This window comes from Noviherbaspirillum saxi (assembly GCF_003591035.1).
Classification (GTDB): Bacteria; Pseudomonadota; Gammaproteobacteria; order Burkholderiales; family Burkholderiaceae_D; genus Noviherbaspirillum; species Noviherbaspirillum saxi.
Genome location: NZ_QYUO01000002.1, coordinates 404,342 through 429,404, shown reverse-complemented (window position 1 = coordinate 429,404; position 25,063 = coordinate 404,342). Strand labels below are relative to the sequence as shown.

The following is a 25,063-nucleotide window of genomic DNA, read 5'->3' as shown; positions in this document are numbered from 1 at the left end:
CGACGGAGCAAACAAAGAAGTGCGGCTTTGCGCTTCCCTACGCTGGCGTTATCCAGATCAGGTACGGAGGGTGTCTCTCACCCAAAGACATCGTCTTCAGGACCCCTAGCATGGAACGAATGCTATCACGAAGCTTTCATGTTCATATGCCGCAGGCTGCGGTCAATGACGCCGGTGTGATCAGCGCAGTAGGTTCATTTCAGCCCTTGATCACGCCGAGATCGACCCGACCCTTGCTGGTATAGCGCTGGTCGGCCAGGCTTTGCTGCTCATTCTTCATGCGAATGGCGAGGTCGGTCAATTCGTGGTCGGTCGGTTTTTCCCATCCGTCTTCCCACACCGAATTGCCGAGAAACTTGAGGAAGACCGGCCGCACGATCTGGCTCGAAATCCCTTTCGACTGGAATGCCTTGCGAATCGCGCCACTCGCCGGCAGCGCCTCCTGTTCAAAGCGGGCAATCCATTCGATCTGATCGGCTTCCGGCATTTCCTGGAACATTTCATTCAACAGCGTGCGCTTCATTGCCATGAACTGTTCTATCAGTTTCAAGCGTTCGGCCTTGGTGTCGTAGACCTTGCGTGCGGGCGCTGCGACCGGCTTTTCCGTGCCGAACTGACCGGATTGCAAAATGGCGGTCAGATATTTTTCCGGCGTGCGCACCGGCTCCATGTTCGTACGACGGTGCCGTTCATTCATCACCGTGATCGCATCGTCGACCGCTTTCGCGCCATAGCGCAGCAACAGTTTTTCAGCCCTATCCTGGGGAATGCCGGCACGGATGATGTTGCCGATCGTCTTCAGGTCGACTGGTTCGATCGGCCTTTCCGTCGGTGCGAGCAGCGCTTGCTTGCGTTTGACCTTGAATTGCAAATCCTGCACCGAGCGGCCGCTCTTGTGCTCGATCAGTTCGATGTCGAGATCGGTGACTTCATTGACCTTTTTGACCGCCTTCTTGACGACATCGCGATTAAAGATCTTGTACTCCTGATAAGCGCTTGCCGGGCTGTCAGGCGCGCCGGTCAGCACCGGTCGCCACCATGCCCATGCCTGCCGTGCCGTAAGGCCGCCGGGATTGTCGGCATAACGACAACATATTTCATAGAGGACGAGCGATGCCATCGTGTTCAGCGCGGCCAGCACCTGCAAGGACATTTTTGCAAAGCGCTGGGGATCGAGCAGCTCTTGCTTGATGTTCGGGGCGTAGCTCCATTCGAGCGTCAATTCATTCCCGCGCTGAATCAGGTCCGCATGGGCAATCAGGGCCGAGATACTCCAGCGGGCGCCTTCGCCTGTGGTTGGGGATTGCCATTCGACACCGGTGGTCGCCATCTGGCGAAAATACTGTTTGATGACTTCCGTATTGTTGGAATTGAAGTCGATACCGATAGCAATCTCTGACAGGCGCGCGCGATACCGCTCTTTTTCCACCCCTTGACGCTGGGCGAATTGAAGCATCACGTTGTAGATCTTGCGCGCAGTCACGGTGATGCGTTCGGATTTGGGAACGATCGCCAATGTATTGACCGGTTTGCGCAACAAATAATCATGCTCGGTACTTTTCGTACCGGGTCGGGTTTTCTTTGGCGCTGTGGCGGGCTCCGTCATTGTGCTTCGGGTTCAATTTGTTTACCGAAGTCTATAGTGAGCCGATGTGAAAAGCAAACTCACCTTGGAAATCAACGCCTGTTTTTAAGGTGAGAATAAGTGCACGCCAGCTTAGTGTCGATCCTCCCAAAAGATCTCACCTATTGATGATGGGTTTTTTTCGCTTTGTTTGCCGACGTTTGCGCCATCGCAACCCCATATCCACTCACCACATACCCCAAAGCTTCTCACCAATATCCCCAAATTATTTCACCTTAGCTCCCAAATGTTTTCACCATAGGCCCCAAATGTTCTCACCGAAAATGATCTAAGCCATTGATATTTAAGTATATTCTTCCTCCTATAGTTCTTAAAGAGGTGTTAGGTTTTTTTATTTCTTTTAGCCAAGATTGTGCTATCCGCTTACAATTCAGGAGTTCTTGCGGAAATATTTTACGGTTTTCATGAAAAAAATAGATTTTCGAAGAATTTCTAGTTACCGAGGAATAGGTCTATATCGTAAAATAAAGTCTTATTTTCAAAACCTACGGGAAACTTATGATTGCGCCGAATGTTAACAGTGCTCAGAAAATTCATATCAGCGACATTGTCGAACAGGCGGAACGGGCGGCGCAGATGGTTAACCAGATCCGTTCGCGCATGCTGGCACCGAATGCGAACAAGAACCCGCCCGTATTTTCATTGACCCAGCTGGCGAGTTTGTGCGGAATTGACAAGGGACAAGTAGCGTATCGTATCAGCAAGGGTGATCTGCCGGCCGGCCAGCTTAACGACAAGGGATCCCGACGCGAGTTTTCCCTTCGCGAAGCAAGAATCTGGGTACAACAGTACCGGGCAACCCATTTGCGCCCCGACGGTGCTCGCGCTATTACGCTTGCAGTTGGTAATTTCAAGGGTGGTGTCAGTAAGACCACCACGGCGATGGTGATGGCGCAGGGATTGAGTCTGCGCGGTCATAAGGTTCTGGTCGTGGACGCCGATCCTCAGGGTTCTTTGACCACGTTGTTCGGCATCATGCCGGATACGGAAGTGTCCGAAGAGCAAACGATCGCTCCCTTGGTTTATGGCGACACGACCTCGATTCGTCCTTCCATTCAGTCGACCTATTGGGACGGCATCGATCTGGTCGCTGCGTCAGCCAGTTTATTTTCTGCAGAGTTTGTATTGCCGTCGCGGCAAATGAAGGATCCTGAATTCCAGTTTTGGGATGTATTGAACCTCGGTCTGGAAGACGTGCGTGACGATTATGACGTCATCATTATCGACACGCCACCATCGCTCTCCTATGTGACGATCAACGCCTTCATGGCCGCGGATGGCTTGATGGTTCCCTTGCCGCCGAACGCATTGGATTTTGCAAGTTCGGCACAATTCTGGAGTTTGTTCAGCGACCTGGCGTCGAATCTGGTCGAGAGCGCTGGCATCAGCAAAACCTTCGATTTCATCCATGTCTTGCTTGCTCGCGTGGATTCAGCCGATGTCGCCAGCGATGTCGTGCGTTCCTGGATTTCGGCAACTTACGCAGAAAAGGTTTTACCGGTGGAAATTCCTAAAACCGCGGTCACATCGTCTAGTTCTGCGGAATTCGGCACCGTGTATGACATCAGCCGTTACGACGGCAGCATGAAAACCTATAGCCGGGCACGTGACGCCTATGACAGGGTCAATGACTTGGTTGAGGTTTCAATTCGCAACTCTTGGATATCCCAGCTAGCGTAAGGAGAGTGTGATGTCGATTAAGGATAGATTAGCGAAAAAGACCGAAGGTTTGCTTGTCCCGGGCAAAGCGGATTCCGGCAGTGCGACTGCGCCGCTGCGTACCGGTCCTGGCCAGATGCTGATGGTGAATTCGTTGATGAAGGAAAGCAACGAAAAGATGGCAGTCCTTGAGGCCAGGTTGAAGGAGTTCGAAGGAATATTGCCGGTACGCCTTATCGATGCGGATAAAATTCTTCCTTCTAAATGGGCAAATCGGGATGTCCGTAGCTACGATTTGGCCGCTTTTGCGTCGCTCAAAAGCGAAATAGCCGACGCAGGAGGGAACGTCCAACCGATCAAGGTACGTCCGCTGAAGGATGGGTCGGAACGATATGAAGTCGTGTTTGGACATCGCCGCCATCGCGCCTGCGAAGAACTTGGCTTACCGGTTTTGGCATTGGTAGAGGAAATCAGCGATCAAGAGCTGTTCAAGGAGATGGATCGTGAAAACCGGACACGTGCCGATTTGTCCCCCTGGGAACAAGGTGTGATGTACCGGCGGGCATTGAACGAGCAATTGTTTTCATCGCAGGATCAGCTTGCGAAAGAGGTCGGTGTCGATCCAGGGAATTTGAGTAAGGCGCTACGCTTGGCAAACTTGCCTGAAGCGGTTGTCCAAGCCTTTCCTTCCCCGCTTGATTTGCAGTATCGCTGGGCCAAGACCTTGAATGATGCGTTGCAAAAGGATCCTGAAGGGGTGCTTGCGCGTGCGAAAGAGCTGGCAGAAAATCGCGAGATGGCGCAGACGGCAAAAGAAGTGATGGAAATCCTTAGCGCTGAATCGGCAGTGACCAATACAGATGAAATTCTTGTGAATGGAAAAGTCGTGGCAAAAGTTTCTATGCATGGCGGTCGAGTCACCGTGCAGTTTTCCAAAGGCGCGCTTAGCGCCTCTCAGGTAAAAAAAATCGATGATGTAGTTCGCGCTCTTTTTAGTGACTGAGTGTTCCTGCCATGTTTCATCAAAAGGGGTTGTACGGTACAACCCCTTTTTTTATGTTCAGAATTTGTTGCTTTCTGCCGAATGGCAAAGTGACTTGATTGAATAGTGAGTCTCGTTAACGGAGATCGATTGGTTTCGCCACCCATCTCCGCCCATAACGTGACATGTGCCTTTTGCGCTTTCCACGTGCAATCGATGTAAATAACAATGCGTCGGCTCTTCCTGCGCCTTGCCAGTCGAAAAATCCATCAATTTCTATTTGTCACGTACGGGTCGGAATGGGTATAAGCGTTCGCCTTTCAAGGCTGATAGTTTTTAGGGCGACGACCAGTTGAGGGCTCTTCGTTTGCGAGGAAGCCTTATCTTTCCTTGGCTTTAAAAAATATTCGGGCAGCGCTGAAACCATTTCTTCCTGCCTTTGGCCCGCCACGGAACATGATTCACCGGGATAAAATCGTCCATTCATCATCATAGTTGCGGACGAATAGATCTTTTGTACGGTACAAGCGAAACTATATTGCCAGCACAATTAAAAGCCGACTTGTACCGTACAAGCAAGATCAAGAACTTCCGGATTAATACTTCCCAAAACTTCTCACTTATTGATCGCCTGCGGAATAAATTCCTATAGGCTCATGCATGACTCATACATCGCCGCCAACTTGCTATTGTTCTGAGTAAGAAGTTCGTTGAAAAATAAAACTGATGCAATGGGCGTCAGCCGAGGCGCAAAACGAAGCAAGGCCCGGGTGCCTTGGGAGTATTTGAACGCGGCCGGCAAGGCGAAGGATGACAGCCATTTCATGGGTTTTATTCGGTGAACTTCTATCTCAGGACAGTAGGTAGCTCCAAGCGCCAATGGCAATTGAGTGGTCTCAGACTTCGGAAATACAAACGGCTGCACTTGTAGATGAACAATGCATGCAACATCTGAGAGATAAACAGCCTTCCCAAAACTTCTCACCTTAGCTACTACTGCGAACGCTCAGACACGGGTCATCGCTCAAAGCTGCTGCAACAAGCGACAACCTGTAACCAAGACAACGCCTCTCCTGGATCGAAAGCGCGTAATGCAGTCATTGGCGCTATATTCGTCTCGTAGCAAGCGGTTCCTGAAGAGCAACTCAAAATAAAGGGACAAAAATAAACGCACGCTAACACCGAGGCCATGTTTTATGCCGATGGAGAGTCCCAAAAATTCTCACCTGTGTCTTTCGGAACCAGGATAAAAACTCACGTTGTGTAATGCCGCTGATTCCCAAAAGTTCTCACCTACGGAAAGGTGCAAGTCCTGTCAAAGAAAATTTTCTCTCTCTATCTGCCTCTCAGGCGATCCCTCAAGCAACTTTTGACGACGCCCCCTAACCCTTGCAGGGGTAGGATCCCTGCGGCGAATCGCTATCACGAGTACAGGACATGACTTGTGGGTAATGATCAGCCTACGCCGGGCGCCCCTAGCCCTCCCCCTTAGAGGAAGAGGGAACCGTTCGTTATCGCTTTTGACGACATGACATGAATGAATATTTGAGATAGATATTTATTCGGCATCCGCTCTACTGAACTTTCAACGATCTTTAAAAGCGTGGGTTTTACATCCAGCCTGACCCGGCAAAACGCTGGAGCAGATTTCACTGCCCGAAACTACTCTCGCCTTTCAAAACAGCATCCTGTAAGTCCTTGATAGCAAAGACAAACCAAGGTGGCAAATTATTTGCCCTGTCCAGTTGCAACATTTTTTGCGATAAATGATAATGCACCGAACCCAGCATCCCATGTTGGATACACCGTCCGCTATCAATCCCCCAAAACCATGCCCGTCTCGCCATCGCGTGCCAGAACCGTCTCGAATAACGCTGCACCCCGACTGTCCCCTGCTGCACAGGCCCAGTTGCCGACGGCGCGCCGGTTGCACATCGGACATTTCGCTTTCATGCGAGCTGTAGTCCAGGGTCTGGATACTCGCGATAGTTGGAATCGCTACCTGCGCGTAGAGGGCGAACATGACGATATCCGTAACGTAAAACGCACAATTCAGTGGATACGCGATGAGTTTGCCGCGGCGGCCAGGAGAAGCGAGCGACATGGCATCGCACGCTTGATTCGTATCGACGCAAACAATATCGATGACGCCGCCGAAAAGATTCCATCGCTGGAGGAATTCGCCTTTGAACAGGGACTGGAGGATTTCTCCGAAGCCGAACAGCTGGAATACTTCAAAACACGCTACGGTTCATCACGCCCGCAGCAGTCGCGGCGCAGAAGGCTGATCGAACGGCAGTTGGAAGCGCTGCGCTGGCTGGAGGCGCTCGCGGTACAGCCACCGCAACCTGACGATCATGTCGGCACCTGGCTGAACCCGGATCTCGCCATTCATCTGGAAAAGGCCGGTCTGACGACGCTGCGCATGCTTGCCCAGCGTGTCAATGGAGTCGGTTACCGCTGGGCAGCATCAATTCGTGCGGTTGGACTAGGCAAGTCCGAGCGCATTGTTTCCTGGCTGCGCGCGCACGAAGCGACGCTCGGGATCGCGATCGGCGATCATGTCTTGAAACGGCGTTCACGCTTGGCCAATGCAGAACTCGCCACCGTGATCCGGCCAGCGACTGCCATCGTCCCACTCGAGAAGCTGATCATACCCCCCGACCTCGATGGCAGAAACGGCGCTAACCGCATGCCACAATCGATTTGCAGGATCGTGGCCACACGCGACCTGGAAGCTCTGTATGCATGGTTGCACGCTAAGCAAAAAACGCAAGCTACTGATGCGCAAGCCCATCCTACGCAAGCGGCCGCGCTACCGCCACGACAGCCGATAGCGCTGAACCATACCCAACGGGCGTATCTGAAAGAAGCCGAACGCTTCATGCTTTGGGCCCTCATCGAACGTAAAAAGGCTTTGTCTTCGATGGATCGCGAAGACTGCCATGCCTATCTTGATTTCCTGGCCAATCCAACCCCGGCCGAATTATGGTGCGGTGCGCGCGGAAGGGAAAAATGGAGCCCGCTCTGGAGGCCTTTCGAGGGACCGCTTTCCGACAGCGCGCGCCGGCATGCGGCAACCGTCTTGAAAAGCCTGTACACCTTTTTGACCGAACAGTTCTATCTGAAAACCAATCCCTGGACCGGACTGCAATTGCCCCGTTCCGCCACCGCAAACGCAGGCAGGAATAGCGAGCGCCGATTAAGCGCCGAGCAATGGCGCATCCTGCGCGAATGCCTGCGTAGCTTGCCCGATTCGTCTGCCAATCAGCGCCTTCAGATTGCCTTGCGCCTGATCGAAGTCACGTCTCTGCGTCTTTCAGAGATAGTCGCATTACGCGTCGACGACTTGAGTCTTGTCTCGACCGAGGGGACATGGAGACTCCGTGCCACGGTATCCGGCCAGCCAAAAAGCATGCCTATTCCGCAAGACGTGATCACCGATCTTTCTGCCTATCTGCTTGCGCGGGGTTTGCATGCTGATCCCCTGCATCCGGCGAATCAGGGCGCTTGCCTGCTTGGCAAGGCGATCGATATAGAACAGCGCGCCCCATGGTCATCTACACATCGCAAGACGGTCAATCCCAGGGACGGCATTGCCCCTGGAACCTTATATGACCAAATAAAGGCTTTTTTCATTGACTGCGCTCATGCAGCGGAAGACAAGGCGGTAGCAAAAACGCTGGCCGCAGCCAGCACCGGGTGGCTGCGCCATGCCGCCGTACAAATTGCGTAATCGCAGAAATCGGTGATCCATACAAGTCAGGCCTGTTTCATATCTGCGGTTAGTTCGGTTATTGGAAAACGTTGATGGTTCCGGCATATGCCAAGACAGTCAAGCATCGCTACAGACAGCCATTGAATTTTCTATTCATGCCGCGCATATATGTGTTCAGCACGAGCACTGCCCCTGATATGCGGATAGCATACGTCTGTCCTCCCGTTCGAACATCCTTGAAGCAACACTATGACATTTGAAAAGCTGCGCACCAGACACATTCCAGCCATGCAAGCTGAAGTGCAGGAATATGAAGATCCTGCTACCGGTGCCCGCCACATCCATCTCGCGACCGACGATGCCGAAATGGTGTTCCTGGTCGGTTTTCCTACCGTCCCGGACGTCAGCGACGGCCGGGCGCACATTCTTGAACATCTGGCCTTGTGCGGCAGCGATCGCTATCCGGTCCGCGATCCCTTTTTCGCGATGTCGCGTCGCTCGATTGCGCATTTCATGAATGCGATGACGTACGCGGACAAGACTGTCTATCCGTTCGCGAGTACCGACAAGACCGACTTCTTCAATCTGCTCGATGTGTATCTGGATGCGGCTTTCTTTCCGCGCCTGGATTATCTCGACTTTCTGCAGGAAGGCTGGCGCCTTGCACTGGAAGACGGCAAGCTGTCCTATCAGGGTATCGTCTTCAATGAAATGAAGGGCGCGTTCGCCGATCCTGTCCGGGCACTCGACAGCGAAATCGCGTCGCGTCTGTTGCGCGGGACTACCTATGCGGTCGAATCCGGCGGCGATCCGCTTGATATTCCGTCGCTGACCCATGCAGCGCTCAAGGCGTTCCACGCCTCGCATTATCATCCATCGCAAGCGGTGTTCATGACGGCCGGCAGCGTCGACCCGCGCGAAGTTCAGACACTGATCGAAGAACGCGTATTGTCCCGTCTTTCCGGCCGCAGCCCGCGTCTGCTACCGGAACTGGCGTCATCCTGGACCGCTCCCGAAATCGCGCAGCTCGAAGTTCCGGTGCGCGAGCATGGCGTGCAGATTGCCTGGCTGATGGGAGAAGCGGTCGATCCGGTCGCTTACTATCGCGCCGAACTGCTGGAAGCCGGGCTGCTCAGCAATGCGGCAGCGCCATTGATGCGCGCCATGGAATCGGCCGGTTATGGTCGCCCTTCCGCATTGAACGGCACTGACGCCGGCGGACGCCAGATGGTTTTCCATCTCGGCATGGAAGGGCTTACCAAGGCACAGGTCGGCAAGGCGCGCGATCGCATTTGGCAAGCGCTTGAACAGACTTCAAAGGATGGCGTTGCGCCCGCGGTATTGCAGGCGACATTGCGCGATATCCGTTTCCATCAGCGTGAAATCAGCGGCGGCTCCACGCCGCATTTGCTCAAACGTCTGCTGCGCGCGATGCCGCACGAGATGTATGGCGGCGATATCATGAATGCCTTCGATAGCGAACAGGTGCTGGAACATCTGCAGCAAGACATTGCGGATCCGGCATTTTTCAAAGGACTGGTGCAGGATCTGCTCGACAACGCCACGCGCCTCGATGCGACAGTGGCGCCTGATCCGGACTATTTTCAAAAGCGTAAACAGGTGGAAGAAGACCGCCTGGCAGCGCTGCAGGCCGCCATGCCGGATAGCGAAAAGGAACGGATCGTCCGTGAAGCCGCCGCCTTGCTGGATCGTCAGCGCCAAGCTGTCAACAACGACTTGCTGCCGCGTGTGCGCCCACAGGATGTAAGCGTCTTGCCGCGCCCGGCCTTCGCGCTTCCCGACGAAACCACTGGAACAACGGTCGCTCGCATTGCCTCCAATGGCATTGCGTATGCGCGCGTACTGTACGACGTCAGTGCGATGCCAGAAGATATGTGGGCCTGGCTGCAGCTGTATGTCGAAGTCGCACCCGAGCTGGGTGTCGCAGACAAGAGTTACGAAGAGGCGGATGCGTGGCGCCATGAGCGGGTACCTTTCTTCGACATCAATCTGCAGGTATCGCAAACCCAGGGCGAGCGCCCCTTGAGCATCCATGTCGATTACTATGCAAAGGGCTTGCGCGAAGAACAGGTCGCGATTGCCGACGTGTTGTCCGCATCCGTCGCCGCACCGCGCTTCGACGAGCTTGACCGGCTTGCCTTTCTCATCGATAGCAAGGTGCAGGACATGCGTGACGGACTCGCCGATGAAGGCGACGATTACGCCCGCTATGCAGTTGGTGCGCCGCTGTCGCCATTGCGCCGCTTCGAAGATCGCGTCAAAGGTGTTTCGTCGCTCGCTTTTTTCCGCACACTGCATGAAAAGCTGCAATCGGAACAGGGCTTGAAAGAAATCGCTGCAACCCTCGCCGACTTGCACGGCAAAATCATCGCCTCGCCTGCCTTGCAATTCACCGCCGGAGAGGAAGCCGATGCACATGCGCTAGCGCAGTTGTTGCAGGTTCCTGCAGAGGCGTCGGCACCCGCTACTCAGCCGGCGGCGTTTGCCAATGCTCCGCTTGCCAACACTGCATTGCATGCCGAGGCGCAGGTCAATCACTGTTTCGCGGTCTGGCCCGGCCCGACGCTCGCGCATCCCGACGCCGCTGCATTGTCGGTGCTGGGCGAACTGCTGACCAATGTCGTGCTGCACCAGGCCTTGCGCGAAGAAGGCGGAGCCTACGGCGGCAATGCGTTCTATTCGCCGGCTACTGCGAGCTTTGCGATGACTTCCTATCGCGATCCGCGGCTTGCCGCGACCTTCGAGGATTTTGAAAAAGCGGTGGCGTGGATCGTGGACGCCGAACCGAAACAGGAGAATATCGAAGAAGCGATCATTTGCGTGATCCAGCACCTGGACCGGCCGCACTCACCCTACGGCAATGTCATGTGGTCGTGGGAGCAAAAGCAGCAGGGCATCACCGACGATATGCGCCGTCAGTATCGGCAAGGCATACTGGCATGCACCTCGGAACGCCTCAAGGATGTCGCGAAAGCCTGGCTGGCAGACAAGCCATACAGCCGTGCCGCGTTTGTTGGAAACACCGAGCAGCCATTGACAGGTCTCGAGGTAACCGCGCTTGCGGCGCTCGCAGGTTGAAGGTTGATCGCCAGGGCGAGCGAGCCAGGCTTGTTCTCAAGATATTGATTTCGCGAATGACCGCTATCACAAACAGAAAGCAGACAAACATCATGCGCGGCACTATCCTAACGCTTGTCTCCTCCAACTCTTCTTGAATTGGATTTAACCCGCATACCGCAAGGTGTGCGGGTTTTTTTATGCCTCTCGTTTCCTCGACATACCGATTGAACCCCCGGTCAGCCGGCGAATCCTATCAAGAACAATTCCTCTCGCCATGCCAAACGAAATCGATTCAGAAGATCCTCTAGCCAAGGGGTCCGACCCGCTTCCAGACGCAGGCTCCGTGTCGGACGCCGCGAGCATTCATCCGCTGGCGGCCGAGCAATATCTGCAAGAGGCAGGCGTCGAGCTAGCCAAGCTCGAAGGACGGGTAATGGTCCGCTACGCCGGCACCGTGGACGTCGATGGCTTGCGTGTCCCATACGATCTTGTGCCTGCCGACGGCATACTCGCAAAGGCCAGCAAATGGCGCAACATGGGACCGGACAAGCGACTCTTGCTGGTAAACGAACGCGTGCATTCCGCCGCGATCCAAAAGCTGCATGCGCAGGTGGGGCAGTTCGTGCTTCGGCTCAATAGCGAGGCCCGGCACTACGGGATCGACGCGATGCAGTTTCTGCATGCGCTATCGGCCAAGGACAGCGCCGTGCCGTTCGACCAGGTATTTGCCCGCATCGGTCACAGGCTGGAGCATGCGCTCGAACGGCAGCAGGAAGCGCGACATGCTGAGCGCACGCGAGAAAGCATCAATCTGGCCGAATATCCCGAATCGTTTGAGCTGGCGCGCCGTCTGCCGCGCCGGCTCATTGCCGTGCTCGGTCCGACCAATTCGGGCAAGACGCATGAAGCCATGGAAGCGCTGGCCAATGCCAAGACCGGCGTTTATCTGGCGCCGCTGCGTCTGCTGGCATTGGAAAACTATGAGCGCCTGGCCGCCGTCGAGCGCGACGGCGAGCCTCTCAAGGTCAGCCTGGTCACCGGCGAAGAGCGCCGGCTGGTGGAGGGCGCGACCCATGTGTCCAGCACTGTTGAAATGCTGGACACCAATACCCGGGTCGACGTCGCCGTCATCGATGAAATCCAGATGCTGGGCGACCGCGATCGCGGCGCCGCATGGACTGCCGCGGTCTGCGGTGCGCCGGCTACCGTCGTTTATCTGGTCGGCGCTCCGGAAGCGCGAAAGGCCGTCGAAGCGCTCGCACGCCGTCTCGATTGCCCGCTCGAAATCCGCCTGCTCAAGCGCAAGGCCCCGCTGACCATGGAAGCCAGTGCGGTGCGCAAGTTGCGCAACCTGCGGCGCGGCGATGCCGTGATCGCATTCTCGCGGCGCGACGTGTTGATGTGGCGCGACATGATCACCGAAATCGGCTTATCGGTATCGACGGTCTACGGCAATCTGTCGCCCGAAGTGCGGCGCGCACAGGCTGCCCGCTTTCGGGATGGTTCGGCCGATATCGTGGTGGCGACCGATGCGATCGCGATGGGGCTTAACCTGCCGATCCAGCGCGTGGTATTGACCACCGCCATCAAATACAACGGCATCGAAGAAGAAGAACTGAGCGCTGCATTGACCAAGCAGATTGCCGGCAGGGCAGGGCGCTTCGGCGTGCATGAAGAAGGCTTTGTCGCCGGCTACGACGAACACACACATTTTGTGGTCCGTTCGCTGCTTCAGGAAAAGGTGCCGCCGGTGCCGCCGCTGGGATTTTCCGTCGCCCCGACGCTGGAACATCTGAACCGGATCGCGGCGGTGACCGGCGAACAGTCGCTGTCCAAGCTTTTGCAGCGCTTTGAACACAATATCGACGTCCCGGACGGTTTCTTCACGCCGCGCATTACCGAAGACCAGTCCGAGCGCGCGTTATGGCTGGATACCCTGCCATTGTCGCTGGCCGATAAATTCACCTTGTCGCTGGTGCCGATATCGTCGCGCATTGCGCATCTGCACGAAGCCTGGCAGCGATGGGCGCGCGCACTGGCGCGTGGTCAGGCGAGTTCGCTGCCGGCACTGGAACAAAGCGATCATCGGCGCAACCTGCAGGAAGTCGAAGACGACTGCAAGCTGTTCTCGGCGTATGCATGGCTCAGCTTCCGCTGTCCGGAATATTTTCCGCAAGGCGAGGAAGCACAGCAGCGTGCGCGCGCTGCCTCGGAACTGATCGACCGCATGCTGCAATCGCAGAATGCCGGCTTGCGCCGGCGTTCAGGAAAGCGGGTCGCTTGAATCTTTGCCGGAAGGGCAGGGCCGGTTCAATTGCTCGGCGCCATTTCGCTCCGGTCCATTGTATGAAGTTCGGCACACCTGAGACATAAGACTCGAGAAAGGCCCTGCGCCGCACTTCCGTTTCCGCCGCAACCGAAACGCGCTTGCCACCCATCTCGCCTATCCGGTAGTCATGACGCCGGTCGCCCATCCATTGACGCAGTAGCCGCACATTGATTCCCGGCCGGATGCCGGCATGCGTCGCGATTTAGCTATTAAACCAATAGCAAACAAACATGTCATATAAAAACAAGCTGTCCCTGCCTTGCCTGGCCGGTCACACGAACGACATCATGGCTACATCCGACCTTCCGACATCACCGCCCGGCATGATGCTGATCAGGGCCGGCTGTGCACTTGCTTACCAGGCGACCCAACCGCTTGCCTTGCTGTTGCTGGTGAAGCCGCACGTTGCGCCTTCACAGATCCTGGTGCGCGACATGCTGGAAACATCGTCGTCGCAGGCATTGGAAGAATTTACGGATGCCCATGGCAACACGCTTGTCCGGACTACGCTGCTTCCCGGCACAACCCGGTTCCGGCATGACGCACTGATCCTCGTTCCGGAATCACCGCATGAACTGCCTGCCGGTGTGGAGCGGGTGCCGATAGCCCGCTTGCCGCCCGACGCATTGCGCTATACCTTCGCCAGCCGCTATTGCGAGTCGGACAAGCTTGCACAGTTTGCCAATCAACATTTCGGCCATATCGACGATGCCGCCGAACAGGTCAGGGCGGTATGCGACTGGACGCACACGCATATCGCTTATCGCTACGGTTCCGGCACCCCCTTCCTGTCCGCATGCGATGTGATCGCGCGCGGTTATGGCGTATGTCGCGACTACGCGCATGTCATGATTGCACTGTGCCGCGCACTGGATATTCCGGCGCGCTATGTGGCGGGGCATATGCCCTATCTCGGCGTCTCGGAAGCGGATATCGGCATCGATTTCCATGCCTATTGCGAGGTGTTTCTCGGCGACCGCTGGCATGTGTTCGATCCGCGCCATCGGCGCGTGCACCGCGGCCGCGTGAAAATTGCCCATGGCATGGATGCGGTCGATGCCGCATTCGGCACGATGTACGGCGCGGCACAGCTGGTCGACTTTCAGGTATGGGCTTATGAAATCACCGACCCGAATGAAGCGATCGGCGGACCGGTATCCATCATGCGTGGCGCCGACGGCAGCGCTGTGCGAACGCTTGCCGCCTGATTACGCCATCGCCTTGTCGCGCACCACTTCGTGCACGAAACGCAGCTTATCGATCACCGGTGTCGACAGCATGAATGGATAAGGATCGGGCATCCCGACGCTGCGATTGAGGCTGTTGAGCACATAAGTCAACGCAAACCAGTCCTTGACGATGTCATCGAACGTATTGCTGCGCAGTGGGCGTTCTTCGATGCGCAGTTCGGGCTCATCTGGCTTCTTCGGCTTGAGCATCATGCCGCAGGCATAGGCGGTGTCGAGCGTATCGACAATGTGCAGATAGTGCGCCCAGGTTTCCGCCCAGTCTTCCCATGGATGCGAACTGGCATAGCTGCTGATGAAGCGCCGCTCCCAGTCCGTCGGCGCGCCGTTTTCATAGTGTTTCTGCAGCGACTCGCCGTAATCCTGGCGCTCATCCCCGAACAATGCGCGAAACGGTTCTATCCATTTGCTGCCGACGATCAGCCGGTCGAAATAGTAATGGCCGCTTTCATGGCGAAAATGACCGAGCAGCGTGCGGTAGGGCTCGCCCATCTGTTCGCGTGTGCGTTCGCGATGGGACGGATCGGCTTCAGCGATATTCAGCGTGATCAGGCCGCTCGCATGGCCGGTCATCACCCGCTTGTCCGGCGTGTCTTCAAGAAATTCAAAAGCGAGTCCGGCATCCGAATCGTTCAGCTTGGGTACCGGTTGCAGATTCAATTCCCATAATGAATACAGCAGCCGGCGCTTGGCCGTCTCCAGCCGTTGCCAGTACAGGTGGTTGTTGTCCGACGACAGCGCAGGGATGATGTGGGTCAGCTGGCAAGATGCGCACAGCTCGCTGGGCGCGTCCGCGTGCAGCATCCAGTTGCAGACGTTCTGGTTGGCATAGTTGTAGCACTGCTTGTACAACGAGCCTGCATTGGCCGGATTCAGACTGCGCCACAGTCCCTCGCCAGCGGGTTCGAAAGTGCTGATGGTGCGCTGTTCCGGCTGGTAGCCCAGCATCCCGCCACAGTTTTCGCAGCGCACATTTTCGAAAAAAACCTGCTGCCCGCATTTGTCGCAATGAAACGTTTTCATCCAGGTTCGCTCTTTTCTATCTGCCGCAACTGCTCGCGTTACTGCTGCAAGTCGATTTCGTTTTAGCAAAATCGTTCCCGCTTTTCATTTCCATCAATATCGATTCGCCGGCCAGCTTGCAGTAGGAACGCAGCGTCGTGACGAACAAGCTGTCGTTGCCAATTTGTCAGGAACCAACAGCTTTTTTTTGCCTCTACCTATCAAACTTTTTAAAGCAGGGCTGGCATAACGAAGCGTTCCGTGTTGCAAGGCCGTTGAAAAAGTCGGGAAGCGCACGCCTGGCAATGCAAGTGTGCATCACGCCAGAGTGCTTCCTCGCACTTGCCATTTCCTTCCGCGAATACTGCGGCAACACAACGAAGGCAGCTTCGTCAAGCCCGCACAGCCTTTCCCATCAATTCATTTCAGGAGCCCATTCTCTATGTGCGGTATCGCCGGAGAAATTCGTTTCGACAACAGATTTGCCGATGTCCGCGCGGTCGCCGACATGACGGAAGCCCAATCGCGCCGCGGACCGGATGGCGAAGGCCTGTTCAGCCTTGGATCGCGCTGTTTCGGCCATCGCCGGCTCAGCATCATGGACCTCAGCCAGCGCGCGCACCAGCCGTTTATCGACAACATGCTGGGCATGGGCATCGTGTTCAATGGCGCGATCTATAACCATCATGAACTGCGCGAGGAACTCAAGTCGGCCGGCTACCAGTTCATCTCGACCGGCGACACGGAAGTCATCATCAAGGCCTGGCATGCCTGGGGGCCGAAAGCGCTGGACCGCTTTTACGGCATGTTTGCCTTTGCGTTGTGGGAGCGCGAAAGCGGCATCACTTATCTGGCGCGCGATCGCCTTGGCATCAAGCCGCTGTATTACACCACCAACGCGGATCGCATGCGCTTCGCGTCCGCGCTGCCTGCGCTGCTCAAGAGCGGCGGCGTCGATACCGCGCTCGACATGCAAGCCTTGCATTACTACATGACTTTCCATGCCGTGGTGCCCGCGCCGCACACGATCGTGCGCGGCGTCCGCAAATTACCGCCCGGAACGCTGATGACGGTACACCCGGATGGCGATTGCAATATCAGGGAATGGTGGCGGCTCGAATTCCATCGCAATGAAGACGACGAACGGCGCAGCTTCGACGACTGGAAATCCGACGTGCTGGATGCATTGCGGCTGTCGGTCAAGCGCAGGCTGGTGGCCGACGTGCCGGTGGGCGTACTGCTATCCGGCGGACTCGATTCCAGCCTGATCACCGGCTTGCTGGCCGAAGCCGGCACCACCAATCTGCGCACCTATTCGATCGGCTTCGAAGCGGTCGATAGCGAAGTCGGCGACGAATTCCATTATTCCGACCTGATCGCGAGCCACTACGGCACCGTCCATGAAAAGCTGCACATCCCCGCCGACGACTTGTTGCGCGCCTTGCCGGATGCAATCAACGCCATGGCCGAACCGATGGTCAGCCATGACTGCGTCGCGTTCTACCTGCTGTCACAGGCCGTATCGCGCCACAGCCGCGTGGTGCAAAGCGGGCAGGGCGCCGATGAAGTATTCGGCGGCTATCACTGGTACCCGCCACTGACCGACGTCAATGACTCTGCTGCCGGCGTCGATGCCTATCGACGCGTTTTCTTCGATCGCAGCCACGATGAACTGCTGGCGCTATTAAATCCGGACATCCGGCTGGAAGATGTCAGCGGCCAGTTCGTCGCCGCGCATTTCGACCGTCCCGGCGCCGACAGCGTGATCGACCGCGCGATGCGCCTCGATACGACCGTGATGCTGGTCGACGATCCGGTCAAGCGCGTCGATAACATGACCATGGCATTCGGGCTGGAAGCACGCGTGCCCTTCCTCGACCATGAACTGGTCGAACTGGCGGCCCGCATCCCCGCACAGCACAAGATCGCCAATGGCGGCAAGTACGTCTTGAAGGAAGCGGCGCGTTCGGTCATTCCAGCCGAAGTCATCGACCGGCCCAAAGGCTACTTTCCCGTGCCCGCACTGAAATACCTGCGCGGCGATTTTCTGCAATTTGTCCGCGACACGCTCGACTCGCAGGCGGCACGCAACCGCGGCTTGTTCCGGCGCGACGTGGTCGACAGCATGCTGCAGTCACCCGACAGCCACATTACGCCGCTGCGCGGTTCCAAGGTATGGCAGATCGCGTTGCTGGAGGCATGGCTGCAATCGCAGGGACTGTGAATACGGCGGTCGCGCTATTGCGCACCGCCAGACCAACCCAATTTTATCTTTCACGGAAAGTCTCAGATGAGTGCACTCCATTACGATCCATCGCTGCCCGGCAGCCGCAATCCGAATCCCTCGCTGTTCCAGGGCGGGGAGGAGGACCTCGAAAAAAATTCGGTGCATGGCATGCCGCCCAACGCCACACTGGAATGCGGCTGGGGCCGCCTCTTGTATGGCCCGGCATTCGAATCGCCGCAGGCGCTGGCCCAGGCCTTGCAGCAGGAACAGGCGGGCAAGCGCGACATCGCACTGCATGTCGAATCGCCCCAGCTGGTGCTGGCCGAAGCGCCGTCGGCGCTGTTCCTCGACCCATCGGTGATATTCCGGCGCCAGCTCGACGACACGCCAATCGAAGCACGGCCGTCGGGTGTCGTGATCCGTCCGCTGACCACGCGCGCCGACATCGCCGCGATCAACCGGCTCTATAGCATGCGCGGCATGGTGCCGGTCGATCCGCGCCTGGTCTGGAAGCAAAGGCATTCGGATGCGGTGGTATTTCTGGTTGCCGAAGATGAACGCACTGGCGACATCATTGGTTCTGCGATGGGCGTCGACCACTATGAAGCCTTTGGCGACGACACGCACGGCAGCAGCCTCTGGTGCCTCGCGGTGGATCCGCAAACCGGACTGGCCGGCGCCGGCGGCGCGCTGGTCAATTTTCTGATCGCTTTTTATGCGGCGCGCGGGCGCAAGTTTCTCGAGCTATCGGTCATGCACGACAATGAACCCGCGATCGCCTTGTATCAAAAGCTCGGCTTTGAACAGGTGCCGGGTTTTGTCGTCAAGAACAAGAACGCGATCAATGAAAGGCTGTTTGTCGAAACCACCGATTTCGCCGGGCTCAATCCCTATGCACGCCTGATTGTCGATGAAGCGCGCCGGCGCGGCATCAGCGTCGAAGTGATCGACGCGCCCGCCGGCATCTTTAAGCTGCGCTATGCCGGGCATGAAATGCTGTGCCGCGAATCGCTGACCGAGTTGACCGGGGGCGTGGCGATGACCTGGTGCCAGGACAAGGTACTGACGTCGCGCCGGCTCGCATCGATCGGTTTGCGCGTACCGCGCCAGCAGGTCGTCGGCGATCCGGAAGCCAATGCCGCCTTCCTGCATGAATGCGGTTCTGTCGTGGTCAAGCCGGCGTTGGGCGAACAAGGCAGGGGCATCAGTGTCGATGTGCGCACCGAAGACCATCTGGTCGAGGCGATCACGCGTGCCGCGCAGGAAGGCGGCCATGTGATCATGGAAGAATTCTGTGCCGGCCAGGATTTGCGCGTGGTGGTGATCGGCTACCGGGTGGTCGCCGCAGCGATCAGGCGCCCGGCCGAAATTGTCGGCGATGGTGCGTCTACCATCCGTCAGCTGATCGACCGCCAAAGCGCGCGCCGTGCGGCCGCCACCGGCGGCGAGAGCAAGATTCCCGTCGACGCCGAAACCGAGCGCTGCCTTGCCGGACAGGGGCTTGGCTACGATTCGGTGCTGGAGTCGGGGCGTGCGGTCAAGGTAAGAAAAACAGCGAACCTGCATACCGGCGGCACCATTCATGACGTTACGTCAGAACTGCATCCGACCTTGCGCGATATCGCCGAAACCGCTGCGCGCGCACTACGCATACCAGTGGTCGGCCTGGATTTCCTGGTGCCGGAACCGAGCTCCGAGGAATACGTGATCATCGAAGCCAACGAGCGTCCCGGACTCGCGAACCACGACCCGCAGCCGACTGCGCAGCGCTTCGTCGATCTGCTGTTTCCGTTCACCACCGCTCATGCGTGAGGCACCATGCAGAAACTTCCGATTGATGCCGATTTCCTGAAAACGACACTGCTGGAATTGCTGCATATACCAAGCCCGACCGGTTTGACGGATGAAATCGTCCATTACACCGGGGCCAAACTGGATGCGATCGGCGTTCCCTACGAACTGACCCGGCGCGGCACGATCCGTGCGGTGTTGCGCAGGAACATGCCTGAACGGCGGCTCTCCAGCCCGGCCTGTGCCATCGTTGCCCATCTGGATACGCTGGGTGCGATGGTGCGCGAAATCAAGCCGAATGGCCGGATGGCCCTGATGCCGGTCGGAACCTGGTCAAGCCGCTGGGCCGAAGGCGGCAGGATCACGCTGTTTTCGGAAAGCGGGCGGCATCGCGGCTCGGTGCTGCCGCTGTTCGCATCCGGCCACGTCTATAACGAACAGATCGATACCCAGCCGGTAAGCTGGGACCAGCTCGAACTGCGCCTCGATGAATTTATCGAGAACGACGCCGACGTGCGTGCGCTGCGCATCGACATCGGCGACTTTGTCGCCTTCGATGCCAATCCCGAACTGCTGGACAACGGCTATATCGTGTCGCGTCATCTGGATGACAAGGCTGGCGTCGCGGCGGTGCTTGCCGGCGTCAAGGCGGTGGTTGATGCCAAGGTGCAGGTGCCGATGGATTGTCATGTGGTGTTTACGCTGAGCGAGGAAGTCGGTTCCGGTGCGCGCGCCGTGATACAAAGCGATGTCAGCGAAGTGATCGGCGTGGATATCGGCCCGGTCGCCGCCGGACAGGGCGCGAAGGAAAAAGGCGTGACCATACCGTTGATGGATTCGGCCGGTCCGCATGACTATCACCTGACGCGCCGCTTGCTCAAGCTGTGCGAAGAGCACGGCATACACAGCAACCGCGACGTGTTTCGCTTCTATCATTCCGACGCCAGTGCCGCGGTCAACGCCGGCCATGACGTGCGCACCGCGCTGCTGTGTTTCGGCGGCGATGCGTCGCATGGCTACGAACGCACGCATGTCTCGGTGCTGTGCGATCTGGCGCAACTGATGACGCTCTACATCCAGAGCGGTCCAACCTTGGCGGAAGACCGCCACCACCGGCTCGACTCGGTCGATTCCTTCTCGCATCAGCTCGACGCCGGACAGCTTGCTCCAGTGGAAAACCCGCAACCGGATGTGACTGAACTGGTGCGCCTGAACGAACCGCGCGAGCCGGAATAAATGCCATCCTGCATGTACCATCCTTCGATCTGCATCAAATCCCTGGTAGAGAGTATCGCGAACTAAGCGGCGCGATAGTGACCTTACCCCTCGGCATGCGCAAATCGGCATGCCGTTCATTTAGGAGAAATCATGAGTCGAGAAAACGATGTCAGCGCATTGCTGCAACAATACGCAGCCGAAACCGGCGTACGTTCCGTGCAAAAGGTGGAGCAAGACTTCGTCGAGGTTGCACAACAGGTGACGGCGGAAACCATCACGCATGGATTGTCTGAGGCAATTCTGTCCGATCAGACCCCGCCGTTTGGCGAAATGGTCGGCCAGTCATTCGAACGCGGCGATACGCAGCAGCGCACCGGCGTGTTGCGCGAATTACTGGATGGCGCAGGGCCGGCGGCCGCACAGCCATTGGTCGACAATGGCGTATTGTCATCCACGCCGTCGAACGACGAGCCGGCCATATTCGTCGATCCCGCGATGGTTGCCCAATTGCAGCCTTCGCTGGTGGAACAGATGGCCGATGAAGCCATGCAGGAAGATCCATCGGTGATCGAGCGCATGAGCAGCCTGTATGCCGAAGATCCTGAACTCGGCAAGACGCTGGGCGGCGTGACGCTCAGCGTGGCGCTAGGAAAAATGGCCGAGAAGCGTTGAACCTGTCGCGGCGCGCTTGCGCGGCGAAATCGTAGTTACACCAGGCGGCCGACCGTTCGACGCGGTCAGTCCGCCATCCACCGGCAGATTGACGCCATTGCAACACATCGAACCACCCGAAGCGCGAGGCGGTGGTTTGACCGATACCGGAGCCGGCCTCCGTCACGATCACGACTTCTCGATAAGCCTGTTCACGCACATTCCTCCGATTGATTTGCTAAGCTTGGCCTTGTATGGATGCGGAATGACCGCCTGGAGTTCATGCCGTGCATTGGAGGAAATAAAATGAAAAACCCGCCCACGCTTCATCTCAAACTTTTGTCCGCGGCGCTGGCCGTTGCATTGGCGGCATGCTCGAAGTCGCCGGAACCGCCGCCCGCTGCGACAGCACCGGCTCCGGCCACTTCCTTACCTGCTGCTCCGGTAACCGGTTCCGGCGTGGAACTGCCAAGTTTTGTGAACCTGGTCAAGCAGCAGGGGCCGGGGGTCGTCAACATCAGCGCGGTGCGGCGGGCTCAGATCCAGGGCAATATGGCGGCGGTACCCGAGGGACATCCGCTGTATGAATTCTTCCGCCGCTTTGGCGGCCAGCCTGATATGGGCGAAACGCCGGCCGGCAGCCTGGGTTCGGGTTTCATCGTCAGCCAGGACGGCTACATCCTGACCAATGCCCACGTGATTTCCGACACCGACGAAGTGACGGTCAAGCTAATCAGCAAGCGCGAATACAAGGCCAAGGTCATCGGTGCCGATCCCTATACCGACGTGGCGCTGCTCAAGATCGACGCGACCGGCCTGCCGGTAGTCAAGATCGGCGATCCGTCCAAACTGGAAGCGGGCGAATGGGTGGCCGCGATCGGCGCACCGTTCGGATTCGATAATAGCGTGACGGTCGGCGTGGTCAGCGCCAAGGGCAGGGTACTGCCCAATGGCAGCTATGTGCCTTTCATTCAGACCGACGTCGCGGTCAACCCCGGCAATTCGGGTGGCCCGCTGTTCAGCACGCGCGGCGAAGTGGTCGGCATCAATTCGCAGATTTATAGCCAGACCGGCGGTTACATGGGTATTTCGTTTGCGATCCCTATCGATATCGCGATGGGCATCGCCAATCAGTTGCGCGAGTTCGGGCGCGTATCACGCGGGCGTATCGGCGTGCAGTTGCAAGAACTCACCTACGACATCGCGACTTCACTGGGATTGAAGGAAGCCAAAGGTGCGCTGGTCGCTGCGGTACAGAACGGCGGTCCTGCGGACCGGGCCGGCATACAGCCCGGCGATGTGATCGTCATGCTCAATGACCAGCCGGTGCAAACCACCGCCGATCTTGCACGTCTGATCGGCGGCACCAAACCGGGCGCGACGATCAATGCCGAGGTGTGGCGCAAAGGATCCACCAAGACAGCGAAGATTACGGTGGAAGAGTTGCGACGCGAAATGCGCTAGTGTAGTGCTTTCGAAATCATTGAACTATGTTCCCTGCGCGTTGCCATAACATCATTCTTTGAGCGGAGCGAATGATGAACGAGGCCACGACGATCAAGTTGAGCGGTGAACAGCGCAGTGAACTGGAGCGCCGCGTGAGGTCGCAGACGATCGATGCGCGGGCTGCCCGGCGCGCACGAATCGTTTTGCTGGCGGCTGACGGCGTGGGCAATCATGAAATCGCCCGGCGCATGGAAATCAGTCGGGGCCAAGTCATCGCGTGGCGTCGCCGGTTCGCGCAAGGCGGCGTCGCCGCCATTGACGGCGACCTGCCGCGCAGCGGGCGCAAACGGCGGATTGACGCCGCCGAGATCGTGCGCCTGACCACGCAGACGGCGCCGAAAGGCGCGACGCACTGGAGCACGCGCACCCTCGCGGCGGAGATGGGCATATCCGACACGACGGTCCACAAGGCATGGAAAGCCCATGGCCTCAAGCCGCATCTGGTCGCCACGTTCAAGGTTTCCCGCGACCCGAGATTCGCGGAGAAGCTGGAAGACATCGTCGGGTTGTACCTCAGTCCGCCGGAGCATGCGCTGGTGTTGTGCTGCGACGAAAAAAGCCAGGTGCAGGCGCTCGATCGCACGCAGCCGGGACTGCCGTTGAAAAAAGGCAAAGCCGCGACGATGACCCACGATTACAAGCGGCATGGCACGACCACGTTGTTTGCGGCAATGTGCACGCTCGACGGCGCCGTCATCTCGCGCTGCGCGCAACGGCATCGCCATGGCGAGTGGCTGGACTTCCTGCGTCAAATCGATCGGGAAACGCCGAAGGAAAAGGAACTGCATCTGATCTGCGACAACTATGCCACCCACAAGCATCCCACCGTGCGGGCGTGGCTGGAGAAGCATCCGCGCTTCCATCTGCACTTCACTCCCACCTCCGCCTCCTGGCTCAACATGGTCGAACGCTTCTTCCGCAGCCTGTCGACCGATCGTCTGGAGCGCGGCGTGTTCAGGAGCGTGCCCGAACTGATTGCCGCCATTGACGAGTACATCGCTGTGCATAATGAAAATCCCAAACCCTTCGTCTGGACTGCCAAGTCCAATGACATCCTGCAAAAAGTCATTCGCGCCAACCGCCGCCTTGGTTCAAAGAAAAACGAAGCACTACACTAGCGGGTCATCGGTGGGTCACTTGGCAACAGGATGCGCATAAAAGCGTGTCTTTTCGCGCCATGCGTCGTTGCAAATGCGCGCGATAGACTAGCTATCGCTGTGCTTTGCGCCTAGCCTGACACAAAAATCCATCGCTTTTATTTGCGTATCCCATTGCCAAATGACCCACTAGGCGCCAATCAGCATGACTACCTATTCCCTGTCCACGGCCGTGCATGCCGAACTCGATATTCGCAAGAGCCGGTTCATTGCCGTCGTGCTGCCGGTCGCCGACCGCGCTGCGGCAATGCGCGTGGTGGAACAGCTGCGCGCGGAACACCGTGCGGCCACCCATGTCTGCTGGGCCTTGATGGCCGGAGGGCAGTCGGGCATGTCGGACGACGGCGAACCGTCCGGTACCGCCGGCAGACCGATGCTGGAAGTCTTGCGCCATCATGAGCTCGATGGCGTGCTGGCTGCGGTGGTGCGTTACTACGGCGGGATCAAGCTCGGTGCCGGCGGCCTGGTGCGCGCCTATACCGACGCGGTCGCCGCCGCATTGAAGCAGGCTGTGCGAATCGAGCGCATCGTGCTGACGCGCTTATGCGTGGAAGTCGATTATCCCGATGAGGCGCGCGTACGACGCTGGATAACGCAGCAAGGGCAACAAGCTTGTTCGCTTATCGGCGTGGAGCACGGTCCGGCCGTGCGCCTGATGATCGATCTGCCTGCGGCCGAGCTCGATGCTGCGCGGATCGCGGTCGCCGAGCTTACACAGGGACGCGCACGACTTTCTGGCGACGAAAGCGCTCTAGGGAGGTAAGCCGCAGGGAGAAACAATTCCTTGATATTGGCTTGGCACTCTTTCAGTTGGCCGAGGAAGGTTTCACATCTTCGTTCGAGCAGTTGG

15 protein-coding genes and 1 riboswitch are annotated in these 25,063 nt (G+C 57.6%); of the genes, 13 read left to right on the top strand and 2 right to left on the bottom strand.

The genetic code is table 11. From position 1 onward, the window contains the following. Positions 1-17: 17 nt before the first annotated feature. Positions 18-117, bottom strand: a riboswitch (TPP riboswitch). Positions 118-199: 82 nt separating this feature from the next. After that, positions 200-1,606, bottom strand: coding sequence for a replication initiation protein (locus D3871_RS17845; protein ID WP_119770446.1), 1,407 nt, complete (start codon positions 1,604-1,606; stop codon positions 200-202). A gap of 537 nt (positions 1,607-2,143) precedes the next feature. Between D3871_RS17845 and D3871_RS17840 the strand changes: the two genes are divergently transcribed. From D3871_RS17840 to D3871_RS17810, 6 genes are all read left to right on the top strand, one after another. After that, entirely contained in the window at positions 2,144-3,325 is a 1,182-nt protein-coding gene (locus D3871_RS17840) for an AAA family ATPase (protein WP_119770445.1), read from the top strand. A 10-nt stretch (positions 3,326-3,335) separates the two neighbouring features. After that, the gene (locus D3871_RS17835; protein ID WP_119770444.1) at positions 3,336-4,307 is read left to right on the top strand and encodes a ParB/RepB/Spo0J family partition protein; all 972 of its coding nucleotides are present in this window, start codon (positions 3,336-3,338) and stop codon (positions 4,305-4,307) included. A 1,930-nt stretch (positions 4,308-6,237) separates the two neighbouring features. Next, positions 6,238-8,022: a phage integrase family protein gene (locus D3871_RS17825; protein ID WP_158597971.1), complete on the top strand. Its 1,785-nt coding sequence runs from the start codon at positions 6,238-6,240 to the stop codon at positions 8,020-8,022. Positions 8,023-8,253: 231 nt separating this feature from the next. Then, complete coding sequence (locus D3871_RS17820) at positions 8,254-11,103, top strand: insulinase family protein (RefSeq protein WP_119770441.1); 2,850 nt, start codon at positions 8,254-8,256, stop codon at positions 11,101-11,103. Between the two features lie 256 nt (positions 11,104-11,359). Continuing rightward, the gene (locus D3871_RS17815; RefSeq protein ID WP_119770440.1) at positions 11,360-13,369 is read left to right on the top strand and encodes a helicase-related protein; all 2,010 of its coding nucleotides are present in this window, start codon (positions 11,360-11,362) and stop codon (positions 13,367-13,369) included. Between the two features lie 275 nt (positions 13,370-13,644). After that, positions 13,645-14,622 (top strand): transglutaminase-like domain-containing protein, encoded by a 978-nt coding sequence (locus D3871_RS17810; RefSeq protein WP_119770439.1) that lies wholly within the window; start codon positions 13,645-13,647, stop codon positions 14,620-14,622. Here D3871_RS17810 and D3871_RS17805 read toward each other — a convergent pair whose 3' ends face one another. Beyond that, positions 14,623-15,684 carry a zinc-binding metallopeptidase family protein gene (locus D3871_RS17805; protein WP_119770438.1) on the bottom strand — a complete coding sequence of 354 codons (1,062 nt, stop codon included), beginning with the start codon at positions 15,682-15,684 and terminating at the stop codon, positions 14,623-14,625. Between the two features lie 421 nt (positions 15,685-16,105). Here D3871_RS17805 and D3871_RS17800 point away from each other — a divergent pair, with 421 nt between their 5' ends. The 7 genes from D3871_RS17800 to D3871_RS17770 all read left to right on the top strand — a co-directional run bounded on the left by D3871_RS17800 (position 16,106) and on the right by D3871_RS17770 (position 24,976). Then, on the top strand, positions 16,106-17,887 hold the full coding sequence (locus D3871_RS17800; protein ID WP_119770437.1) for an N-acetylglutaminylglutamine amidotransferase: 1,782 nt from the start codon (positions 16,106-16,108) through the stop codon (positions 17,885-17,887). A 66-nt stretch (positions 17,888-17,953) separates the two neighbouring features. After that, a complete protein-coding gene (gene ngg / locus D3871_RS17795) occupies positions 17,954-19,702 on the top strand; it encodes an N-acetylglutaminylglutamine synthetase (RefSeq protein WP_119770436.1) in 1,749 nt (582 codons plus the stop codon). Positions 19,703-19,708: 6 nt separating this feature from the next. Further along, a complete protein-coding gene (locus tag D3871_RS17790) occupies positions 19,709-20,917 on the top strand; it encodes an osmoprotectant NAGGN system M42 family peptidase (RefSeq protein ID WP_119770435.1) in 1,209 nt (402 codons plus the stop codon). A gap of 132 nt (positions 20,918-21,049) precedes the next feature. Further along, positions 21,050-21,571 (top strand): hypothetical protein, encoded by a 522-nt coding sequence (locus D3871_RS17785; protein WP_119770434.1) that lies wholly within the window; start codon positions 21,050-21,052, stop codon positions 21,569-21,571. A 285-nt stretch (positions 21,572-21,856) separates the two neighbouring features. Then, positions 21,857-23,014 carry a Do family serine endopeptidase gene (locus tag D3871_RS17780; RefSeq protein WP_119770433.1) on the top strand — a complete coding sequence of 386 codons (1,158 nt, stop codon included), beginning with the start codon at positions 21,857-21,859 and terminating at the stop codon, positions 23,012-23,014. A gap of 74 nt (positions 23,015-23,088) precedes the next feature. Beyond that, positions 23,089-24,174, top strand: a complete 1,086-nt coding sequence (locus D3871_RS17775) for an IS630 family transposase (protein WP_119771405.1) — start codon at positions 23,089-23,091, stop codon at positions 24,172-24,174. Between the two features lie 184 nt (positions 24,175-24,358). After that, positions 24,359-24,976 (top strand): IMPACT family protein, encoded by a 618-nt coding sequence (locus tag D3871_RS17770; protein WP_119770432.1) that lies wholly within the window; start codon positions 24,359-24,361, stop codon positions 24,974-24,976. The last annotated feature ends 87 nt before the right edge of the window (positions 24,977-25,063 follow it).